This window comes from Microlunatus aurantiacus (assembly GCF_039536605.1).
GTDB classification, from domain to species: Bacteria; Actinomycetota; Actinomycetes; order Propionibacteriales; family Propionibacteriaceae; genus Microlunatus; species Microlunatus aurantiacus.
Window position 1 is genome coordinate 1 of sequence record NZ_BAAAYX010000027.1, and the last position, 16,319, is coordinate 16,319.

The 16,319-nt window shown below is 68.6% G+C and carries 13 protein-coding genes and 2 pseudogenes; 11 read left to right on the top strand and 4 right to left on the bottom strand.

Annotated features, from left to right (window positions below; genetic code table 11):
- The first annotated feature begins 160 nt into the window (after positions 1–160).
- From ABD714_RS21705 to ABD714_RS21735, 7 genes are all read left to right on the top strand, one after another.
- Positions 161–1,159 (top strand): LacI family DNA-binding transcriptional regulator, encoded by a 999-nt coding sequence (locus tag ABD714_RS21705; RefSeq protein WP_344814553.1) that lies wholly within the window; start codon positions 161–163, stop codon positions 1,157–1,159.
- Between the two features lie 231 nt (positions 1,160–1,390).
- The gene (locus ABD714_RS21710) at positions 1,391–1,633 is read left to right on the top strand and encodes a hypothetical protein (protein WP_344814554.1); all 243 of its coding nucleotides are present in this window, start codon (positions 1,391–1,393) and stop codon (positions 1,631–1,633) included.
- Positions 1,605–2,090, top strand: coding sequence for a hypothetical protein (locus ABD714_RS23130; protein WP_425562439.1), 486 nt, complete (start codon positions 1,605–1,607; stop codon positions 2,088–2,090). Before ABD714_RS21710 ends, ABD714_RS23130 begins: the two co-directional genes overlap by 29 nt.
- A gap of 23 nt (positions 2,091–2,113) precedes the next feature.
- Positions 2,114–3,448, top strand: a complete 1,335-nt coding sequence (locus ABD714_RS21720) for an ABC transporter substrate-binding protein (protein ID WP_344814556.1) — start codon at positions 2,114–2,116, stop codon at positions 3,446–3,448.
- Positions 3,445–4,404 carry a carbohydrate ABC transporter permease gene (locus tag ABD714_RS21725; RefSeq protein WP_344814557.1) on the top strand — a complete coding sequence of 320 codons (960 nt, stop codon included), beginning with the start codon at positions 3,445–3,447 and terminating at the stop codon, positions 4,402–4,404. Before ABD714_RS21720 ends, ABD714_RS21725 begins: the two co-directional genes overlap by 4 nt.
- Positions 4,401–5,306, top strand: a complete 906-nt coding sequence (locus ABD714_RS21730; RefSeq protein WP_344814558.1) for a carbohydrate ABC transporter permease — start codon at positions 4,401–4,403, stop codon at positions 5,304–5,306. Before ABD714_RS21725 ends, ABD714_RS21730 begins: the two co-directional genes overlap by 4 nt.
- Positions 5,307–5,495: 189 nt before the next feature.
- A complete protein-coding gene (locus ABD714_RS21735; RefSeq protein ID WP_486348156.1) occupies positions 5,496–7,109 on the top strand; it encodes a glycoside hydrolase family 2 protein in 1,614 nt (537 codons plus the stop codon).
- Positions 7,110–7,546: 437 nt separating this feature from the next.
- Here ABD714_RS21735 and ABD714_RS21740 read toward each other — a convergent pair.
- From ABD714_RS21740 to ABD714_RS21750, 3 genes and pseudogenes are all read right to left on the bottom strand, one after another.
- A pseudogene (locus tag ABD714_RS21740) lies at positions 7,547–8,408 on the bottom strand (ISL3 family transposase); the annotation flags it as partial.
- Positions 8,409–8,763: 355 nt separating this feature from the next.
- Positions 8,764–9,669, bottom strand: a complete 906-nt coding sequence (locus tag ABD714_RS21745; RefSeq protein WP_344814559.1) for a M56 family metallopeptidase — start codon at positions 9,667–9,669, stop codon at positions 8,764–8,766.
- Complete coding sequence (locus ABD714_RS21750; protein ID WP_344814560.1) at positions 9,666–10,028, bottom strand: BlaI/MecI/CopY family transcriptional regulator; 363 nt, start codon at positions 10,026–10,028, stop codon at positions 9,666–9,668. The genes ABD714_RS21745 and ABD714_RS21750 overlap by 4 nt, the downstream gene beginning before the upstream one ends.
- Positions 10,029–10,162: 134 nt before the next feature.
- Here ABD714_RS21750 and ABD714_RS21755 point away from each other — a divergent pair, with 134 nt between their 5' ends.
- From ABD714_RS21755 to cydC, 4 genes are read left to right on the top strand one after another with little or no spacing between them, the layout of a single operon-like run.
- Complete coding sequence (locus tag ABD714_RS21755; protein ID WP_344814561.1) at positions 10,163–11,653, top strand: cytochrome ubiquinol oxidase subunit I; 1,491 nt, start codon at positions 10,163–10,165, stop codon at positions 11,651–11,653.
- Between the two features lie 24 nt (positions 11,654–11,677).
- On the top strand, positions 11,678–12,703 hold the full coding sequence (gene cydB / locus ABD714_RS21760) for a cytochrome d ubiquinol oxidase subunit II (protein WP_344814562.1): 1,026 nt from the start codon (positions 11,678–11,680) through the stop codon (positions 12,701–12,703).
- A complete protein-coding gene (cydD, locus tag ABD714_RS21765) occupies positions 12,703–14,412 on the top strand; it encodes a thiol reductant ABC exporter subunit CydD (protein ID WP_344814563.1) in 1,710 nt (569 codons plus the stop codon). Before cydB ends, cydD begins: the two co-directional genes overlap by 1 nt.
- Positions 14,409–16,025, top strand: coding sequence for a thiol reductant ABC exporter subunit CydC (gene cydC, locus ABD714_RS21770; RefSeq protein ID WP_344814564.1), 1,617 nt, complete (start codon positions 14,409–14,411; stop codon positions 16,023–16,025). The genes cydD and cydC overlap by 4 nt, the downstream gene beginning before the upstream one ends.
- A gap of 13 nt (positions 16,026–16,038) precedes the next feature.
- On the opposite strand, the pseudogene ABD714_RS21775 reads toward cydC, so the two are convergent.
- Positions 16,039–16,140, bottom strand: a pseudogene (locus tag ABD714_RS21775) (mycothiol transferase); the annotation flags it as partial.
- Positions 16,141–16,319 lie beyond the last annotated feature (179 nt).

Genomic DNA, 16,319 nt, shown 5'->3' on the forward strand with positions numbered 1-16,319 from the left:
ACCAGTAACCGGGCCAACCCCAAACCAAGATCAACTACCCAAGCCAATCGGTGGATTGAGGCTTATGGTCGGTCGGTCTTCGTCGGGCCTGACCGATTGTTCTTTGGGTCCGGTGCCTGAGGCTGCTGGTTGTGCTGACCTGGCTGGTAGCGTCCGCGCCATGCGTGCAACCGTCAAGGACGTTGCCCGCCTGGCCCAGGTCTCGCCCAAGACCGTGTCGAACGTCGTCACCGGGACCACTCCGGTGAGCGACGCGATGCGGGCCAGGGTCGAGGCGGCCATGCTCGAACTGGACTACGTGCCGAACCTGTCGGCCCGGGCGCTGCGCAACGGACGCAGTGGTCTGATCGCGCTGGCCCTGCCGGACCTGAGCACACCGTACTCGGCCGAGATGGCTCACCACTTCGTGGTCGCGGCCGGCACCCGGGGCCTCGGGGTCCAGATCGAGGAGACCGCGGTCAGCGGCGAGCGTGAGCGGCAGCTGATCTCCAGGGCCCGAGCCCACCTCATCGATGGGCTGATCCTCAACCCGGTGCTGTTACCCAACGTGACTGTGCAGGACGGCGTGCGGCTGCCGCCCACGGTGTTCATTGGCGAGGTCGAACAGTCCGTCGGCGACTACGTCTGGGTCGACAACGTGGCCGCGGTCCGTGAACTCACCAGTTACTTGGTTGATCTCGGTCACCGGCGGATCGCGATCATGGGGGTGATGAAGTCGGAGACGTCGCGGTTGCGTCTGAAGGGCTATCGGGCAGCGCTCCGGGCGGCGAGGATCCGTCGGGATCCGGTCCTTGAGATTTTCGGTCCGAAGTGGTCTCCGGCCGGCGCCTACGCGGCGATTACGGCCTATCTTGAGCACCACGACCTGCCCGAGGCCATCGTCTGCATGACCGACTCGATCGCGGCCGGGGTCCTGAATGCTCTTTGGACGCTAGGTCACCGGGTGCCGGACGACGTGTCAGTGGTCGGTTACGACAATGTCGCCGACAGCGCTTTCGCGGTGCCGCCGCTGACAACCATCGACTTCGACAAGGATGCTTACGCCAGCACCGCGCTCGACCTGCTGGAGGCCCGGATCGCCGACCGTGATCGTCCGATCGAGCGCGTCACCATGCCGCACCGGCTGCTGATCCGAGCCAGCACCGCAGCCCGTCGCTGAACATCGGATGCGTGCGCAACCGCCGGACACTCGTCACGAGCGGGCTATTGCATCGCTGTACACAACTCGGCTAAAGTTCCGCGACAATGCAATACAACGATGTAGGGAGGCCTGTTGGGCCCATGCCCGGTGCTCGTCTGACTCTGGACGCCGCGTTCACGCTCGCCCCGCTGCCGCGGCGGCTGGTCGGTGCCTTCGTCCAGCACATGGGTCGCTGCGTCTACCGTGGACATGGACCACTTCATCGAGTCGATGATCGCCACAGCAGACGCGGTGCGTGCGCAGGGACGGCACGCGAAGAGGATCAACCTTTCCATCGACGAGTGGAACGTCACCCATCCGCGCGAGCGTGGGGCTGACGATCTTGCCGAGCAGACCCCGTGGACGTTGCATCCGCGACTGGGCGAGAGGAGTACGGCACACGGACGCTGTCGTGGTTGGGACGATGCTGAACTGTCTGCTGCGGCACGGTGATCGCGTGACTGTCGGATGTCAGGCTCAGCTCATCACGATGCTCGGACTGATCCGCAGCGAGGAGGTGGCGAGGCCTGGCAGCAGACCATCGCTTATCCGTTCGATCATATGCGGCGCCTGGCCCGAGGGGACGTCCTGCGGGACGTCGCCGCCGGAGGCCACTATGAGGCCGCTAGCTTCGGTGGTGTCCCCGGTCGTCGACGCACAGCCAGGTAAGCTGTCGAGACCTCACAGGCGCCGATCCTCGTCGCCAACCGCAGCCAAACCGAGTCCCGCCCAGTTCCAAGTCAACTGCCGCAGGCTGCCGGTCGACCGCCTATCTCCCGCCCCGGCCATGGCCGGGGCCGACCGGTCAGCCCCGATCGCGGCCCGCCTCCTGACCGCCGCCACGTTCGACCAGCAGACCCTGCCCGCCAACCTTCTACCCCTCAGCTGGACCGTCCTCGATCTCGATTGATCCCTCACAACCCAAGGAGAAGCATGACAACGTCGTTCTCGATCTCCCGCCGCTCGCTGTTGGGCGGCGCTCTCGGCGCGGCCGCAGTCGCCGGGCTCTCGGCCTGTTCCCCCGGCTCCGCCGGCCCTCCCGGTCAGGAGGCCTCGGTCTCCGGGGGCGGTGGCGCGGAGGGCTATGACGGCCCTGCCGTCGAGCTGGCCTTCTGGAACGGCCTCACCGGTGGTGACGGTCCGATCATGCGCAAGATGATCAACCAGTTCAACGCCGAGCACGCCAACATCAAGGTCAGCATGACCGCGATCGCCTGGGCCGAGTATTACCAGAAGTTGCCGGCTGCGGTGAGCAACGGCAAGGCTCCTGAGATCGGTCTGATGCACGCCGACACCCTGGCCACGAATGCGGCTCGGCAGGTGATCTCGCCGCTGGACGACGTGGCCGAGGCGCTGAAGGTGAGCGAGTCCGACTTCGTGCCGATCGCCTGGAACGGCGGTCTCTATCAGGACAAGCGCTACGGCATCCCGCTCGACGTGCACCCGGCCGGACTCTTCTACAACAAGACAGTGCTGGAGAAGGTCGGCGCAGACCCGGAGAAGCCGCCGACCACCGGCGACGAGCTGATGGCCATTCTGGACCAGTGCAAGTCCAAGGGCATCCAGGGCATGTGGACGTCGGCGCTGAGCGTGAACGGCCTGTCGTCGCAGACCACCGTGTACCAGTACGGCGGGAAGATGGTCAGCGACGACGGCCTCACCGCGGAGTTCGGGGAGGAGCCGGCTCAGAAGGCCATCTCCTGGTGGAAGGGTCTGATCGACAACGGCTATAGCCCCAAGAACGCCGCCGGCGACGGCGACTTCGTGTCTTTCACCAACGACAAGGGCGCCTTCATGATCAACGGTCCGTGGAACACCACGCCGCTGGCTGCGATCAAGAAGCTCAAGTGGGGCGCCGCACCGGTGCCCAACATCGGCGGTGAGCAGGTCACCTGGGCCGGGTCGCACCAGTTCGTGCTGCCTCGCCAGCAGAAGCCCGACGCGAACAAGGCGATCGCCTCTCGGGTGTTCATCAACTGGATCTCCCAGCAGTCCCTCACCTGGGCGACCGCCGGCATGGTCCCGGCCCGCAACGAGGTCCGCGAGGATCCCGAGTTCGCCAAGATGGGACCGGTGACCGAGTTCGCCAAGGAGATCGACTACATCCGGTTCGTGCCGCCGATCCCGGGCGTCAACGACGTGATGCCGGAGTGGGTCACCGCCACCAGCGAGGCGATGCTGGGCAAGAAGCCGGTCGACGTCGCGCTGCCCGAGGCGGCTGAGAAGGCCAACAAGATCCTGGCGGCCAACCAGAAGAAGTACGGATGACCAGCAGCACCTTCACCGGCGCGGAGGCGGTGGAGGCCGCGGTGACGGCCTCCCCGCCCCGCAGGGGCGGTCTGCGGCACAATCACCCGGTCACCCCGTACCTGATGCTGCTGCCATACGTGCTGCTGCTCTGCGCCTTTGTCCTGGGTCCTGCCGTCTTCGGCATCTGGGTGAGTCTGCACGACTGGGACTTCCTGCTGCCGAACAAGCCGTTCATCGGACTGCAGAACTACGCCGATCTGTTGGATCCGGACTCGATCACGTTCGAGCCGTTCTGGAAGGGGATGCGGGCGACCGCCATCTTCGTGGTGGCCAGTGTCCCGTTCCTGGTGCTGATCCCGCTGGGCATCGCGCTGCTGCTGAACCGCACCTTCCCGGGTCGCTCGATGTTCCGGGCGATCATCTTCGCCCCGTTCGTGCTGGGCATCGCGGTGATCGGCGTCCTGTTCCGCTACCTGCTGGACAGCCAGTTCGGCCTGTTCAACTACCTGCTCGGTCTGGTGGGCATCGACCCGGTCGGCTGGACGCAGACCCAACCGGCGGCCTGGGTGGCGCTGGTCGGGATGACGGTGTGGTGGACCCTCGGCTTCAACACCGTGATCTACCTGGCCGGTCTGCAGGGGATCCCGCGGGACCATTACGAGGCGGCGTCGCTGGACGGGGCCGGCTCCTGGCAGAAGTTCCTCTATGTGACCATCCCCGGCCTGCGCAACATCCTGGTCTTCATCCTGACCACCACGGTGCTGGCCAGCGCCAACATGTTCGGCCAGTCCTACCTGGTGACCAACGGAGGCCCCGGGGACAGCACCCGGACCGCCATCATGGTGATGACCCAGGAAGGTTTGCGGTCGTTCAAGATGGGCTCCGCCACGGCCATGAGCTACATCCTGGCCGTCTTCCTGATCGTCATCTCCGCCATCAACTTCCTGGCGCTGCGGGAGAGGGACAAGAAGTGACCACGACCGAACCGACCAACTCCGAGCTGGCACGCAGCGCCGAGGCTCCGTCTCCGGTCCGGCGACGCCGGGCCTACCGGCAGGACCGCAACGGACCGGTCTTCTGGATCGGCATGATCGTCCTCGCACTGATCTTCGTGATCCCGTTGCTGTGGATGTTCCTGACCTCCTTCCGCACCGTGGAGGACTCCCGGCGGATCCCGATGACCCTGATCCCGGACGAGTTCACCCTGCGGGCCTATCAGCTGCTGTTCGCGGATGAGCAGAATCCCGTGTTCCTGTGGGCACTCAACTCGTTCATCGCGGCGGCGGCGCACGCCATCCTGGTGGTGGTGGTCGCCTCGATGGCCGCCTACGCGCTGGCCCGGATGCAGTTCCGAGGCAAGAACGCCCTGTTCGTGGTCATCATCGCGACGCTGTTCGTGCCGGGCTTCATCTTCTTGATGCCCAACTACCTGATCATGGACCAGCTGGGCTGGTTGGACACCCTGATCGCTCTCATCGTGCCCGGCGCAGCGGGTGCGTTCGGGGTGTTCTTCCTGCGTCAGTTCTTCCTGGCCATCCCCAAGGAGCTGGAGGAGAGCGCGCTGATCGACGGGGCGAACACCTGGCAGATCTTCGTCCGGGTGGTGCTGCCGAACGCGAAGCCGGCGCTGGTCACCTTGGGGGTGCTGTCCTTCCTGGGCAACTGGAACGACTTCATCTGGCCGGTCTTCGTGCTGTTCTCTCCCGAGCGCCTGACCCTGCCCGCGGGTCTGGCGACCCTGCAGGCGGCCTACAACATCGACTACCCCGTGGTCATGGCCGGTGCAACCGTCGCCGCCCTGCCGGTTCTCATCCTGTTCATCTTCGTCCAGCGCTACGTGATCGAAGGCGTAGCCACCAGTGGCCTGAAAGGCTGACGCTCACGCATGATTCCCAAGCCGGAGCACCCGCGTCCGCAGTTCTTCCGACCCGACTGAGTCAACCTCAACGGCCGCTGGCAGTTCGAGATCGACACCGCCGACAGCGGATTCGAACGCGGTCTGCGCACCCGTGAGCTCACCGACGAGATCCTTGTCCCGTTCGCCCCCGAGAGTGAGGCTTCGGGGATCGGGAACGCCGACTTCCTCGAGGCGGTCTGGTACCGCCGCACGGTCGAAGTGCCCTCGGGGTGGGGGTCCGGTCGAACCATCCTGCACTTCGGCGCCGTCGACCACGACGCCACCGTGTGGGTGAACGGGGTCGAGGTGGTGCGGCACCGCGGCGGCTTCGGCTCCTTCGAGGCCGACATCACCACCGCCCTGGCCGGCGCGGGCGAGGCGACGATCGTGGTCCGCGCCCGGGACACCCGGCACGGGCCGCAGGCACGGGGCAAGCAGGCACGCGAGTACGCCAACCACGACTGCGTCTACACCCGGACGACCGGCATCTGGCAGACGGTCTGGCTGGAGTCGGTGCCGGAGGTCCATCTGCAGCGCGGTGCGGTCACGCCGAACGTGGGTGCCTCCTCGTTCACGGTGGCCCTGCCGGTCAGCCAGAACCGGCCGGGCTGGACGGCTACGGCCTCGCTGTCGGATGCGGCCGGGTCGGTGGTCACGGCGAGCACTCGGGTCGACCTCGACCGCGCGCCGACCGTGACGCTGGCGATCCCGGCCGACCGCGTCCGACTCTGGTCGACCGACGATCCCCACCTGTACGACCTGACCCTGCAGCTGCACGACGAGTCCGGGGCCCTGGTCGACGAGGTGCAGAGCTACACCGGTCTGCGCTCGGTGGCGATCGACGGCCAGGCGATCATGATCAACGGGCAACGGGTCTTCCAGCGGCTCGTGCTCGATCAGGGCTACTGGGCCGACTCGCTGATGACGGCGCCGGACGACGACGCGCTGCGCCGGGACATCGAGCTGTCCCTGGCGGCCGGGTTCAACGGGGCGCGGCTGCACCAGAAGGTGTTCGAGGAGCGGTTCTTCCATCACGCCGACCGCCTCGGCTATCTGGTCTGGGGCGAGTTCGGCGACTGGGGAGCCAGCATCGGCGGCCATGACACCGACCACCAGCAACCCACGGCCAGCTTCGTCACCCAGTGGATCGAGGCACTTCGGCGAGACCTCAACCACACCAGCATCATCGGCTGGTGCCCGCTGAACGAGACGCACCAGCGGCTGCACGACCGGATCACCCAGCTGGACGACGTCACCCAGGCGATGTTCTGGGCCACCCGGCTGGCCGATCCCACCCGCGTGGTGCTGGACGCCAGCGGCTACTCCCACCGGGTGGCCGAGACCGACGTCTGGGACAGCCACGACTACGAGCAGGATCCGGAGAAGTTCACCGCCAACCACGCCGGCCTGACCGAAGGGCGGCCGTACGGAAACCGGCACCTCGACCAGGACATCTCGCAGCCGTACGCGGGTCAGCCGTACTTCGTCTCCGAGTTCGGCGGCATCTGGTGGAACCCGGACGCCCTCGACGCCGACGGCCGGGTGCGCACCGAGTCCTGGGGCTACGGTGACCGGGTCCGGGACGAGGAGGGCTTCTACGCCCGCTTCGAGGGCCTGACCGGAGCGTTGCTCGATGATCCCCGCATGTTCGGCTACTGCTACACGCAGCTGACCGACGTCTTCCAGGAGGAGAACGGGATCTACCGGTTCGACCGAGCCGAGAAGCTCGACGTCGAACGCATCCGCAAGGCCCAGCAGCGCCCCGCTGCGTACGAGCTGTGAGAGGCCGGCGACGCGACGCAAGTGATCCTGCAACCGGACACATGATGCTGTAGCAGGTCCTCCCGGCACCGGCCGAGACGCAGACACCTGAGCGGGCTCACCGGCAGGCAGGCAGCCGGACTGCGCGCCTTGCGGCGCTCAGACCAAGATCAACTTGGATGCTACTCATGATCTTGGTTACGGGCTGCGCCGCTGACGGGCTCCGCCCACGCCCCTGGGCCTGGCGGCCCTTCCATGCTGTCCCCCTGGCGGGGGCTACGCTCCCCCTCGCCCTTGCCCGCCTGACGGCCGCCATCCGACCATGATCAACATGCACCCGCCAAGGTCAACAAGCGCTAACAGGGAGGACCTGCACCGAGGCAACCTGGCATCGGAGAAGCTGCAACTGCACGCCTGGGGTAGCCAGCTCCCAACGTGCCGATCAGCATAAAGAGGCTCTACTGACTGATCCGTGGGTCATGTCCGGCCTGGAAGTACGGGTGGGTGACCGCCGAGGCTGAGCATGGCGAGGGCGATCAGTAGTTCGGGGGTGGCGAACCCGAAGGCGATCCGGGTGATGGGTCGGATCTTGGTGTTGACCGCCCGGATCCGTCCGTTCGAGAGTCCGTGCTCGATCGCGGCGAGGATCGAGGTCCGGTGTTTCGCGATCCGGCGTTGCAGGTCGATGAACGCCGGGATCCGGCAGCGACGTGCCCAGCCGACCCAGACATCGAGGGCCTCAGCGGCCTCGGCGAGGGGGAGCTGGAAGATTGGCCGGAGCCCTTCGGTGAGCAGGTAGGCACGGTGCAGCCGGGGGTCGGTCGTGGCGATCCAAGCCAGTTTGGTCTGCTGCCGGCTGGTGAGGTTCTCGGGGTTCTTCCACAACGCGTACCGGGCACCCTTCAACGCCTTCGCCTGCCCTGTTGATCGTCCGGCACGACGCTGGGTGACCGCGCCGCGCGCTTCGTTCCAGGCCTGGCGGCGGACCTCGTCCAAAGCGTCGGTGGCCCACCGCACCACGTGGAAGGGATCAGCACAGCGCACCGCGTTCGGGCACCGGTCGGTGACCACACTGCTGATCCAGTCCGCCCCGTCCGCGGAAACATGGGTGATCTGAGCGCAGCGTTGCTCACCCAGAGCATCGAAGAAGACCGCCAAGGTGGCCTTGTCCCGTCCCGGCGCGGCCCACACCAGCCGGCCGCTGTCATGGTCGACCACCACGGTCAGGTACCGGTGTCCGCGCTTATAGGAGATCTCGTCAATCCCGATCCGGGTGAGGCCGGCAAACCGGTCGTGCAGGGCTTCGACATCGGAGTCGCGAACTATGAGATCGCCGAGCCCGTGACGCTCTTCATCGCATCAGCAGGTCGATCAGTTCATCGACACCGTCGACGTTGATGATTCATGGGGTGTCGCTGTATGTGATCGAGCACCAACGACCGGCAACGCTTCGTCGACGTGCCGCGGCTCGCGAAGTATCTGATGCAGTCGCTGCCCCTGAGCGACGCTCCAGTGGGGCCAGATACAGCCCTATCACGTCGACGACCTTGACCTCCAGCACGGGGGTCGGTGGAGAACCCAGCAGTCCTTCCAGATCCTGGCATTCCTGAAACATGTGGCCCCGGGCTGTTCGCCCTCATCCCGCTGCTGCACCACCGGGGTCGGTGGCGGCTGATCAGGACGCGGTGACGATCACGGCGAGCACGGGGGCGAGCACCAAGGAGACGGCCAGCAGATAGACCGCGGCCGCGAGCCGACCCATCCGGCCGTGCTCGGGGGCGGCGAGCCGTTCCAGCCGGACGCGGGTGCTCACCGGTCCGGCGCCCAGACCGCCGGCGGGCACGACCGACCCGGACAGCGCGACCAGCGCCCGGCCCAACGACGCTCGGCCGTACGCACGCACGGCGGCGTCGTCGGCCAGCATCTCGACCAGCAGTCGGCACTGCTCCGCGGGCAGCTCGCTGCGGATGGCGTGGGGGAACGCCTGATGGACCGCGTCGAAGGTGGCGAGAACGAGATCGTGGCGAGCCCGCAGGTGCGCTCGCTCGTGCGCGAGCACCGCCGCCAGCTCGTCGGCCGACAACATCGCCAGCGTGCCGGCGCTGACCACCACCCGTGCATCGCGCAGTCCGGGCACGCAGTAGGCCAGCGGTCGCTCCTCGGCGAGCACGCGCAGACCGGGGGTACCGAGACCAGCAGCGTCGCCGAGGTCGGTGGCCAGGAGGTCGACGAGATCACGGTGTCGACGGCGGCGCGATCCCGTCGAGGCGATCACCCGGCCCAGCGCCCAGACCAGCCGCAGCACGACGACGGCAGCGAAGACCGCGACGGCCCCCGTCACCACCCACTCCCCCCAGGTCGACGTGGACCGGGTCGTGATGGCCCCCAGGATCAGGATCCAGGCGACACCGAAAACGCAGACCAGGGCGGCCACCGCGCCGGCCTGCCAGAGCACCACGGCGGCCCGCGGCACCTGCGGCAGGAACCGCCACCGGACCACCCAGGACGGACCCGAGCGCACCAGCACCGCGGCCCCGACCGCGAGCAGTCCCGCCACCAGCAGCGGCGGGACCTCGATCACGGTGCTTCCAACCGCGCCAGCGCGGCGCGGAGCGCGGCGGCTTCGTCGTCGCTCACCCGGTCGACGAAGGCGACCAGAGCCGCCGACCGCTCGGCCCCGCTGCCCTCCAGCGCGGTGTGCATGACCTCGGCCACCAGCTCCTCACGGGTCTGCGCGGCGTCGTAGCGGTAGGCCCGTCCGTCCTGCTCGCGGGTGGCCAGACCCTTCTTGGCCAGCCGGTCCAGCACGGTCATCACCGTGGTGTAGGCGATGTCGCGTTCGCCGGCCAGGACGGCGTGCACCTCGCGCACCGACTGCGGCCGATCACCGTGCCACAGCTGCTGCATGACCCGGCTCTCCAGGTCCCCGAGGGAGTTCATCTCTCGATCCTACTCCGCGCTACTACGGCGATGCGTACTACACCCCTGAGTACTACTGGAGTGAGTACGACGCTGCGTAGTAGAGTTTCGAACGCACCCTGCGCCAGGGTCGCGAGAGGGGGAAGTGAGCAGCGATGGACACCGTCAGCCTGGCCCGATGGCAATTCGCCATCACCACCGTCTACCACTTCTTCTTCGTCCCGGTGACGATCTCCATGGCCACGCTGGTGGCCGGTTTCCAGACCGCGTGGGTGATCACGGACAAGGAGAAGTACCTCAAGCTGACCAAGTTCTTCGGGAAGCTGTTCTTGATCAACTTCGCGATGGGCGTGGTCACCGGGATCGTGCAGGAGTTCCAGTTCGGGATGAACTGGAGCGCGTACTCCCGGTTCGTCGGCGACATCTTCGGCGCCCCGCTGGCCTTGGAGGGCCTGCTCGCGTTCTTCCTGGAGTCCACTTTCCTCGGGCTGTGGATCTTCGGCTGGGACCGGCTGGGCAAGAAGCTCCACCTGGCCACCATCTGGCTCGCCGCCATCGGCACCATCTTGAGTGCCTACTTCATCCTGGCCGCCAACTCGTTCATGCAGAACCCGGTCGGCTTCACCTTCAACGAGGCCCGCGGTCGGGCCGAGCTGATCGACTTCGCGGCCGTCCTGACGAACCCGGTGGTGCTGGTCACCTTCCCGCACCAGATCGCGGGCTGCTTCATGGTCGGCGGAGCCTTCGTGGCGGGTGTCGCCGGCTGGCACATCCACAAGATCGACAAGGCCGAGCGCGCCGCGCTGGACGCCCGGGAGCCGTTCGAGGGACCGGCGTACGCGGCGGCCGCGCAGGGCAGGACCACGGTCGTGGCCGCCGATCGAGGCGCGTTCAAGACGGCGGTCAAGGTCGGCGCGATCGTGCTCATCCTGGCCGGTGCCGGCACCGCGATCAGCGGCGACCTGCAGTCCAAGGTGATGTTCGAGGTGCAGCCGATGAAGATGGCGGCCGCCGAGGCCCTGTACGAGACCCAGCAACCGGCCGGCTTCTCCGTGATCACCATCGGCACCCCGGACGGGGAACGCGAGCTGTGGTCGGTCAACGTCCCCGGCCTGCTGTCCTTCCTGGCCACCGGTTCGTTCGACGGCAAGGTGACCGGCATCAACGAGCTGCAGCAGCAGTACACCGAGCAGTTCGGACCGGGCACCTACTACCCCTTCGTCCCGCTCACCTACTGGTCGTTCCGCTGGATGATCGGATTGGGCATGGCCGGGATCGCCGTCGGCACCCTGCTGCTGATCTGCCTGCGCGGTGACCGCCGCCTGACCTCGTTCTGGTGGCCCACGCTGCTGATCGCCCTGCCCCTGCTGCCGCTGTTCGCCAACTCCTTCGGCTGGATCTTCACCGAGACGGGCCGCCAGCCCTGGGTGGTGTTCACCCTGCTGCAGACCTCCGCCGGGGTCTCTCCCACGGTGTCGCCGGCCATGATCCTGACGTCGATGATCACCTTCACCGCCCTGTACGGGGTGCTGGCCGTGGTCGAGGTGAAGCTGCTGCTGAAGTACCTGCGCCTCGGGCTGCCCGACGTCAGCCCACCCGACAAGACCGACTCCGACGAGGACGCTCCCCTCGTCTTCAGCTACTGATCACCGACGAGCGGGGAGACTGAGATGGAACTGACCACTGTCTGGTTCGTGCTGATCGCCGTGCTGTGGATCGGCTACTTCGTCCTGGAGGGCTTCGACTTCGGGGTCGGGATGCTGGTGCCGATCCTGGGCAAGGACGACCGGGAGCGACGCGCGGTGATCAACACCATCGGACCGGTCTGGGACGGCAACGAGGTGTGGCTGCTGGTCGCCGGCGGGGCCACCTTCGCGGCCTTCCCCGAGTGGTACGCGACGCTGTTCAGCGGCTTCTACCTGCCGCTGCTGTTGATCTTGGTGGCGCTGATCCTGCGCAACGTCGCCTTCGACTACCGGGGCAAGAGGAACGAGCTGGCCTGGCGACGGCGCTGGGACTGGTGCATCATCATCGGCTCCTTCGTGCCCGCGCTGTTGTGGGGCGTGGCCTTCGGCAACATCCTGCGCGGGGTCCCGCTGGACGAGAACCACGACTACGTCGGCGGCTTCGTCAACCTGCTCAACCCGTTCGCGCTGCTCTTCGGCCTCGTCACGGTGACGGTCTTCCTGACCCACGGCGCGATCTTCCTGGCCCTCAAGTCCGACGGCGTGATCCGGGAGCGGGCCAACGCGCTGGCCGGGCGGGTCGGGCTCGTCGCCGCGGTCCTGGCCGTGATCTTGCTGGTCTGGCTCAACGTCGCGTACGGGGATCTGGCGTCGATCATCGCCAGTGTCATCGCCGCGTTCGGACTGGTCGCAGGCCTGGCCGCCAACCGGATCGGCCGGGAGGGCTGGGCCTTCGTGGGCACGGCGGTGGCGATCGCTTTCACGGTGGCGGCCACGTTCCTGGCGTTGTTCCCCGACGTGATGCCCAGCCTGCCCAACCCGGAGAACGGTCTGACCACGACCAACGCGGCCTCCACCCCGTACACGTTGACGATCATGACCTGGGCAGCGGTGATCTTGACCCCGGTCGTGATCGCGTACCAGGCCTGGACGTACTGGGTCTTCCGCAAGCGGATCTCCGTGCACCACATCGCCGACGACGTGGTGCTGCCGACCTCCGTCGAGCACTGATGTCCTCCGTCCGGGAACGATCCCGGGGCGTCCGGGAGGGATCGCGGGGCGGGCCGGTCGACCCACGGCTGCTCCGTCGAGCGCGGGCCACCCGCGGCTACCTGGTGGCCGGCATCGCCGTCGGCACGGTGACCGCAGGCGTGATCGTCGGGCAGGCCTGGCTGCTGGCCAGCGCGATCGCCGGGACCTTCGCCCGGCGCGACCTGTCGGCGGTGACCGCGACGATCTGGCCGCTGGTCGGGGTGTTCGTCGCCCGGGGACTGTTGTCCTGGCTGAACTCCGTGCTGGCCCAGCGGTCGGCCGCGGCGGTGAAGTCGCAGCTGCGGACCGAGATCATGGCCGCCCGGTTGCGCCAGCCAGGAGCGGTCGGACCCGACGGCGGCGCCCTGGATGGGGCCAGGTTGGTCTCGGTGCTCACCCAGGGCTTGGACGCCCTCGACGGCTACTTCGCCCGCTATCTCCCCCAGCTCGTGCTGGCGGCCACCGTGCCGTTGGTGGTGGGCGTGGCCATCCTGACCGCTGACTGGGTCTCGGCCGTGGTCGTGGCACTGACCCTGCCGCTGATCCCGCTGTTCATGGTGCTGGTGGGCTGGCTGACCCAGTCCCGGGTCCGGAAGCGGACCGCGGTGCAGCAGCGGCTCGCCCACCACTTCGCCGACCTGGTCGCCGGCCTGCCGACCCTGCAGGTGTTCGGGCGGGCCAAGGCCCAGGGCGAGGGGCTGCGACGTACCGGCGAGACGCACCGGCACGAGACCATGGCCACGCTGCGGATCGCGTTCCTGTCCGCGCTGGTGCTGGAGCTGCTGGCCACGCTGTCGGTGGCCATCGTCGCGGTGGGTATCGGGCTGCGCGTGGTCGACGGGAACCTGACCCTGGTCATCGGTCTCTTCGTGCTGATCCTCGCCCCCGAGGCCTACCTGCCCCTGCGTCAGGTCGGGGTGCACTTCCACGACTCCGCCGACGGCGTGGCCGCCGCGGAGCGGGCCTTCGCGCTGATCGACGCCGCCCCACCGGCCACCGGTACGCGGGCGGTCCCGGACCTGGCGTCGGCGGTGATCGAGGTGGACGGTGTGGGTGTCACCTACCCCGGCGCCGCGGAGCCCGCGCTCCGCGACGCCCGGTTGCTGCTGGGCCCCGGGGAGATCGTGGCCGTCGGCGGAGCCAGCGGGGCGGGCAAGTCCACCCTGCTCGCGGTGCTGCTCGGCTTCCTGCCGACGACGTCGGGACGGGTGCTGGTCGGCGGCGTACCGCTCACCGAGCTGGAGCCGGCGGCCTGGCGGGCGGCGCTCGCCTGGGTGCCGCAGCAGCCGTCACTGCTGGCCGGCACGATCGCCGACAACGTACGGCTGGCGGCGCCCGAGGCCCCAGCGGCCCGGGTCCGGTCCGCGTTGCGTCGGGCCGGTGCGGCTGAGCTGGACCCGGAGCGGGTGCTGGCCGCCGGAGGCGAAGGCCTGTCGGCCGGCGAGGTCCGCCGGGTCGCGTTGGCCCGGGCCCTGCTGCGCATCGACTGCGCCGGCGGACAGCTGCTGATCCTGGACGAACCGACCGCCGGCCTGGACACCGACGCCGAGCTGGTGGTGCTGGACGAGCTCCGCCGCCTCGGTGTCGGGGCCCTGGTGGTCAGTCATCGACCGGCGGTGCTCGCCGCCGCCGACCGGGTGGTAGAGCTCCGACCGGACGTGCCGCAGATCGTCGGGAGCACCCGATGACCGATCTGTCGACCCGTCCGGAGGTCACCGCAGGGACCACGGATCCGCTCCGGCTGCTGACCAGCCGCCCCCGCCAGCTCGTGCGGGCCGTGCTGCTCGGCTCCCTGGCCAGCGGGGCCGGCGTGGCCCTCATCGGCACCGCCGCCTGGCTGTTGTCGCGCGCCGCCGAGCAGCCGCCGGTGATGTACTTGATGGTGGCCATCGTCGGGGTCCGCGCGTTCGGCATCGGCAAGGGCGTCCTCCGCTACGTCGAGCGGCTGGACAGCCACGACCTGGCCCTGCGACTGCAGGCCGGTCTCCGGCTCGACACCTGGCGCGCCCTGACCCGATCGACCTGGGTGGGCCGGCGGAGTGGCGACCTGCTGTCGCGGGTGGTCAACGACGTGGAGGCCGTTCAAGACCTGGTCGTCCGGGTGGTCGTCCCGTTCGCCTCCGCCGGACTGGTCGCCGCCGCGACCACGATCGTGATCACGGTGCTGTCGCCCGGGTCGGGGTTGCTGCTGGCCGTCTCGGTCGTCCTGGCCGGCGTTCTGCTGCCCTGGCTCACCACCAGGGTGGCGGCCCGCAGCGTCGGCACCCTCGCCCCGCTGCGCGGTGAGCTCGCCGACGTGGCTGCCGAGGCCAACGACGCCGCCCCGGACCTGGTCGCGTACGGGGCGACGGACGCCGTCCTGGCCAGGATCACCGACGTGGACAGGCGGCTCCGGCGGGCCGAGCAGCGGGCGGCCTGGGCGACCGGAGTGGCCGGCTTCGGGCAGGTGCTGGCCTCCGGGGTGGCGGTGCTCGGCGGTCTGCTGGTCGGGGCGGTCCAGGTGTTCGCGGGCGTGCTCCCGCCGGTGCAGCTGGCCGTGCTGGTGCTCACCCCACTGGCACTGCACGAGGTGCTGTCGACCCTGCCCGCCGCCGCCCTGGCCTGGCGCCGGTCGCGGGTCGCCCTCGAACGCGTACGGGAGGTGCTGACCGCGCCTACCGTGGGCAGTCCGGATCGCCTGGCCTCCAGCGCCGACGGAGCCGGTGACGGCGAACCGGGCATCGCGATCACCGGCCTGAGCGCGGGCTGGCCGGACCGCGGACCCGCGGTGGTCGGACTGGACCTGCACTTCGCCGCCGGCGAGAAGGTGGCACTGGTCGGTCCCAGCGGTGTGGGCAAGACGACCGTCGCGGCCACGGCTCTCGGGCTGCTGCCACCGCTGGCCGGGCGGGTGGTGGTGACCGGTCGGGTCGGCTACCTCGCCCAGGACGCCTACCTGTTCGACACCACGGTCGGGGAGAACGTGCGGATCGGGCGCCGGGACGCACGCGACACCGAGATCGCCGAGGCGCTCCTGCGGGCGCGGGTGGCGATGCCGGTGGACCGTCTGGTCGGGGTGCACGGCACGGCCGTCTCCGGCGGCGAGGCCCGTCGTATCGCTTTGGCCCGGCTGGTGGTCGGCGACGCGAACGTGCTGATCCTGGACGAGCCGACCGAGCACCTGGACGCCCCGACCGCCACCGCTCTGATCGACGACCTGTGGGCGAGCGCCGAAGCCAGTCGGGCTGCGGTGCTCGTGATCACCCACGACCCGGTCCTGGCCGCCCGCTGCGACCGCGTGGTCACCCTCCCCACCCTTTAACGCGGTAGAGGACCTATTGACCGGTGCAGCCGTCGATGCACTCGCGCAGCAGGTCCGCGTGGCCGCAGCGCCGCGCGTACTCCTCGATCAGGTGCACCAGGGCGTCCCTCAGCTCGAGCTCAGTCTCGGGACACAGGCCCAGCACGTCGAGGCTCCCGGCCCGCCAGGTCGCGAACGCCTCGTCGACCCAGAGAAAGCGAAAGTGGAGGCTCACATGCAGGGCGTTCGGGAACGGAGGGGCTGGTGTGAGAAGTGATGAGCTGACAGGCGCCAGTGCCCGACCTGCGACGAGGC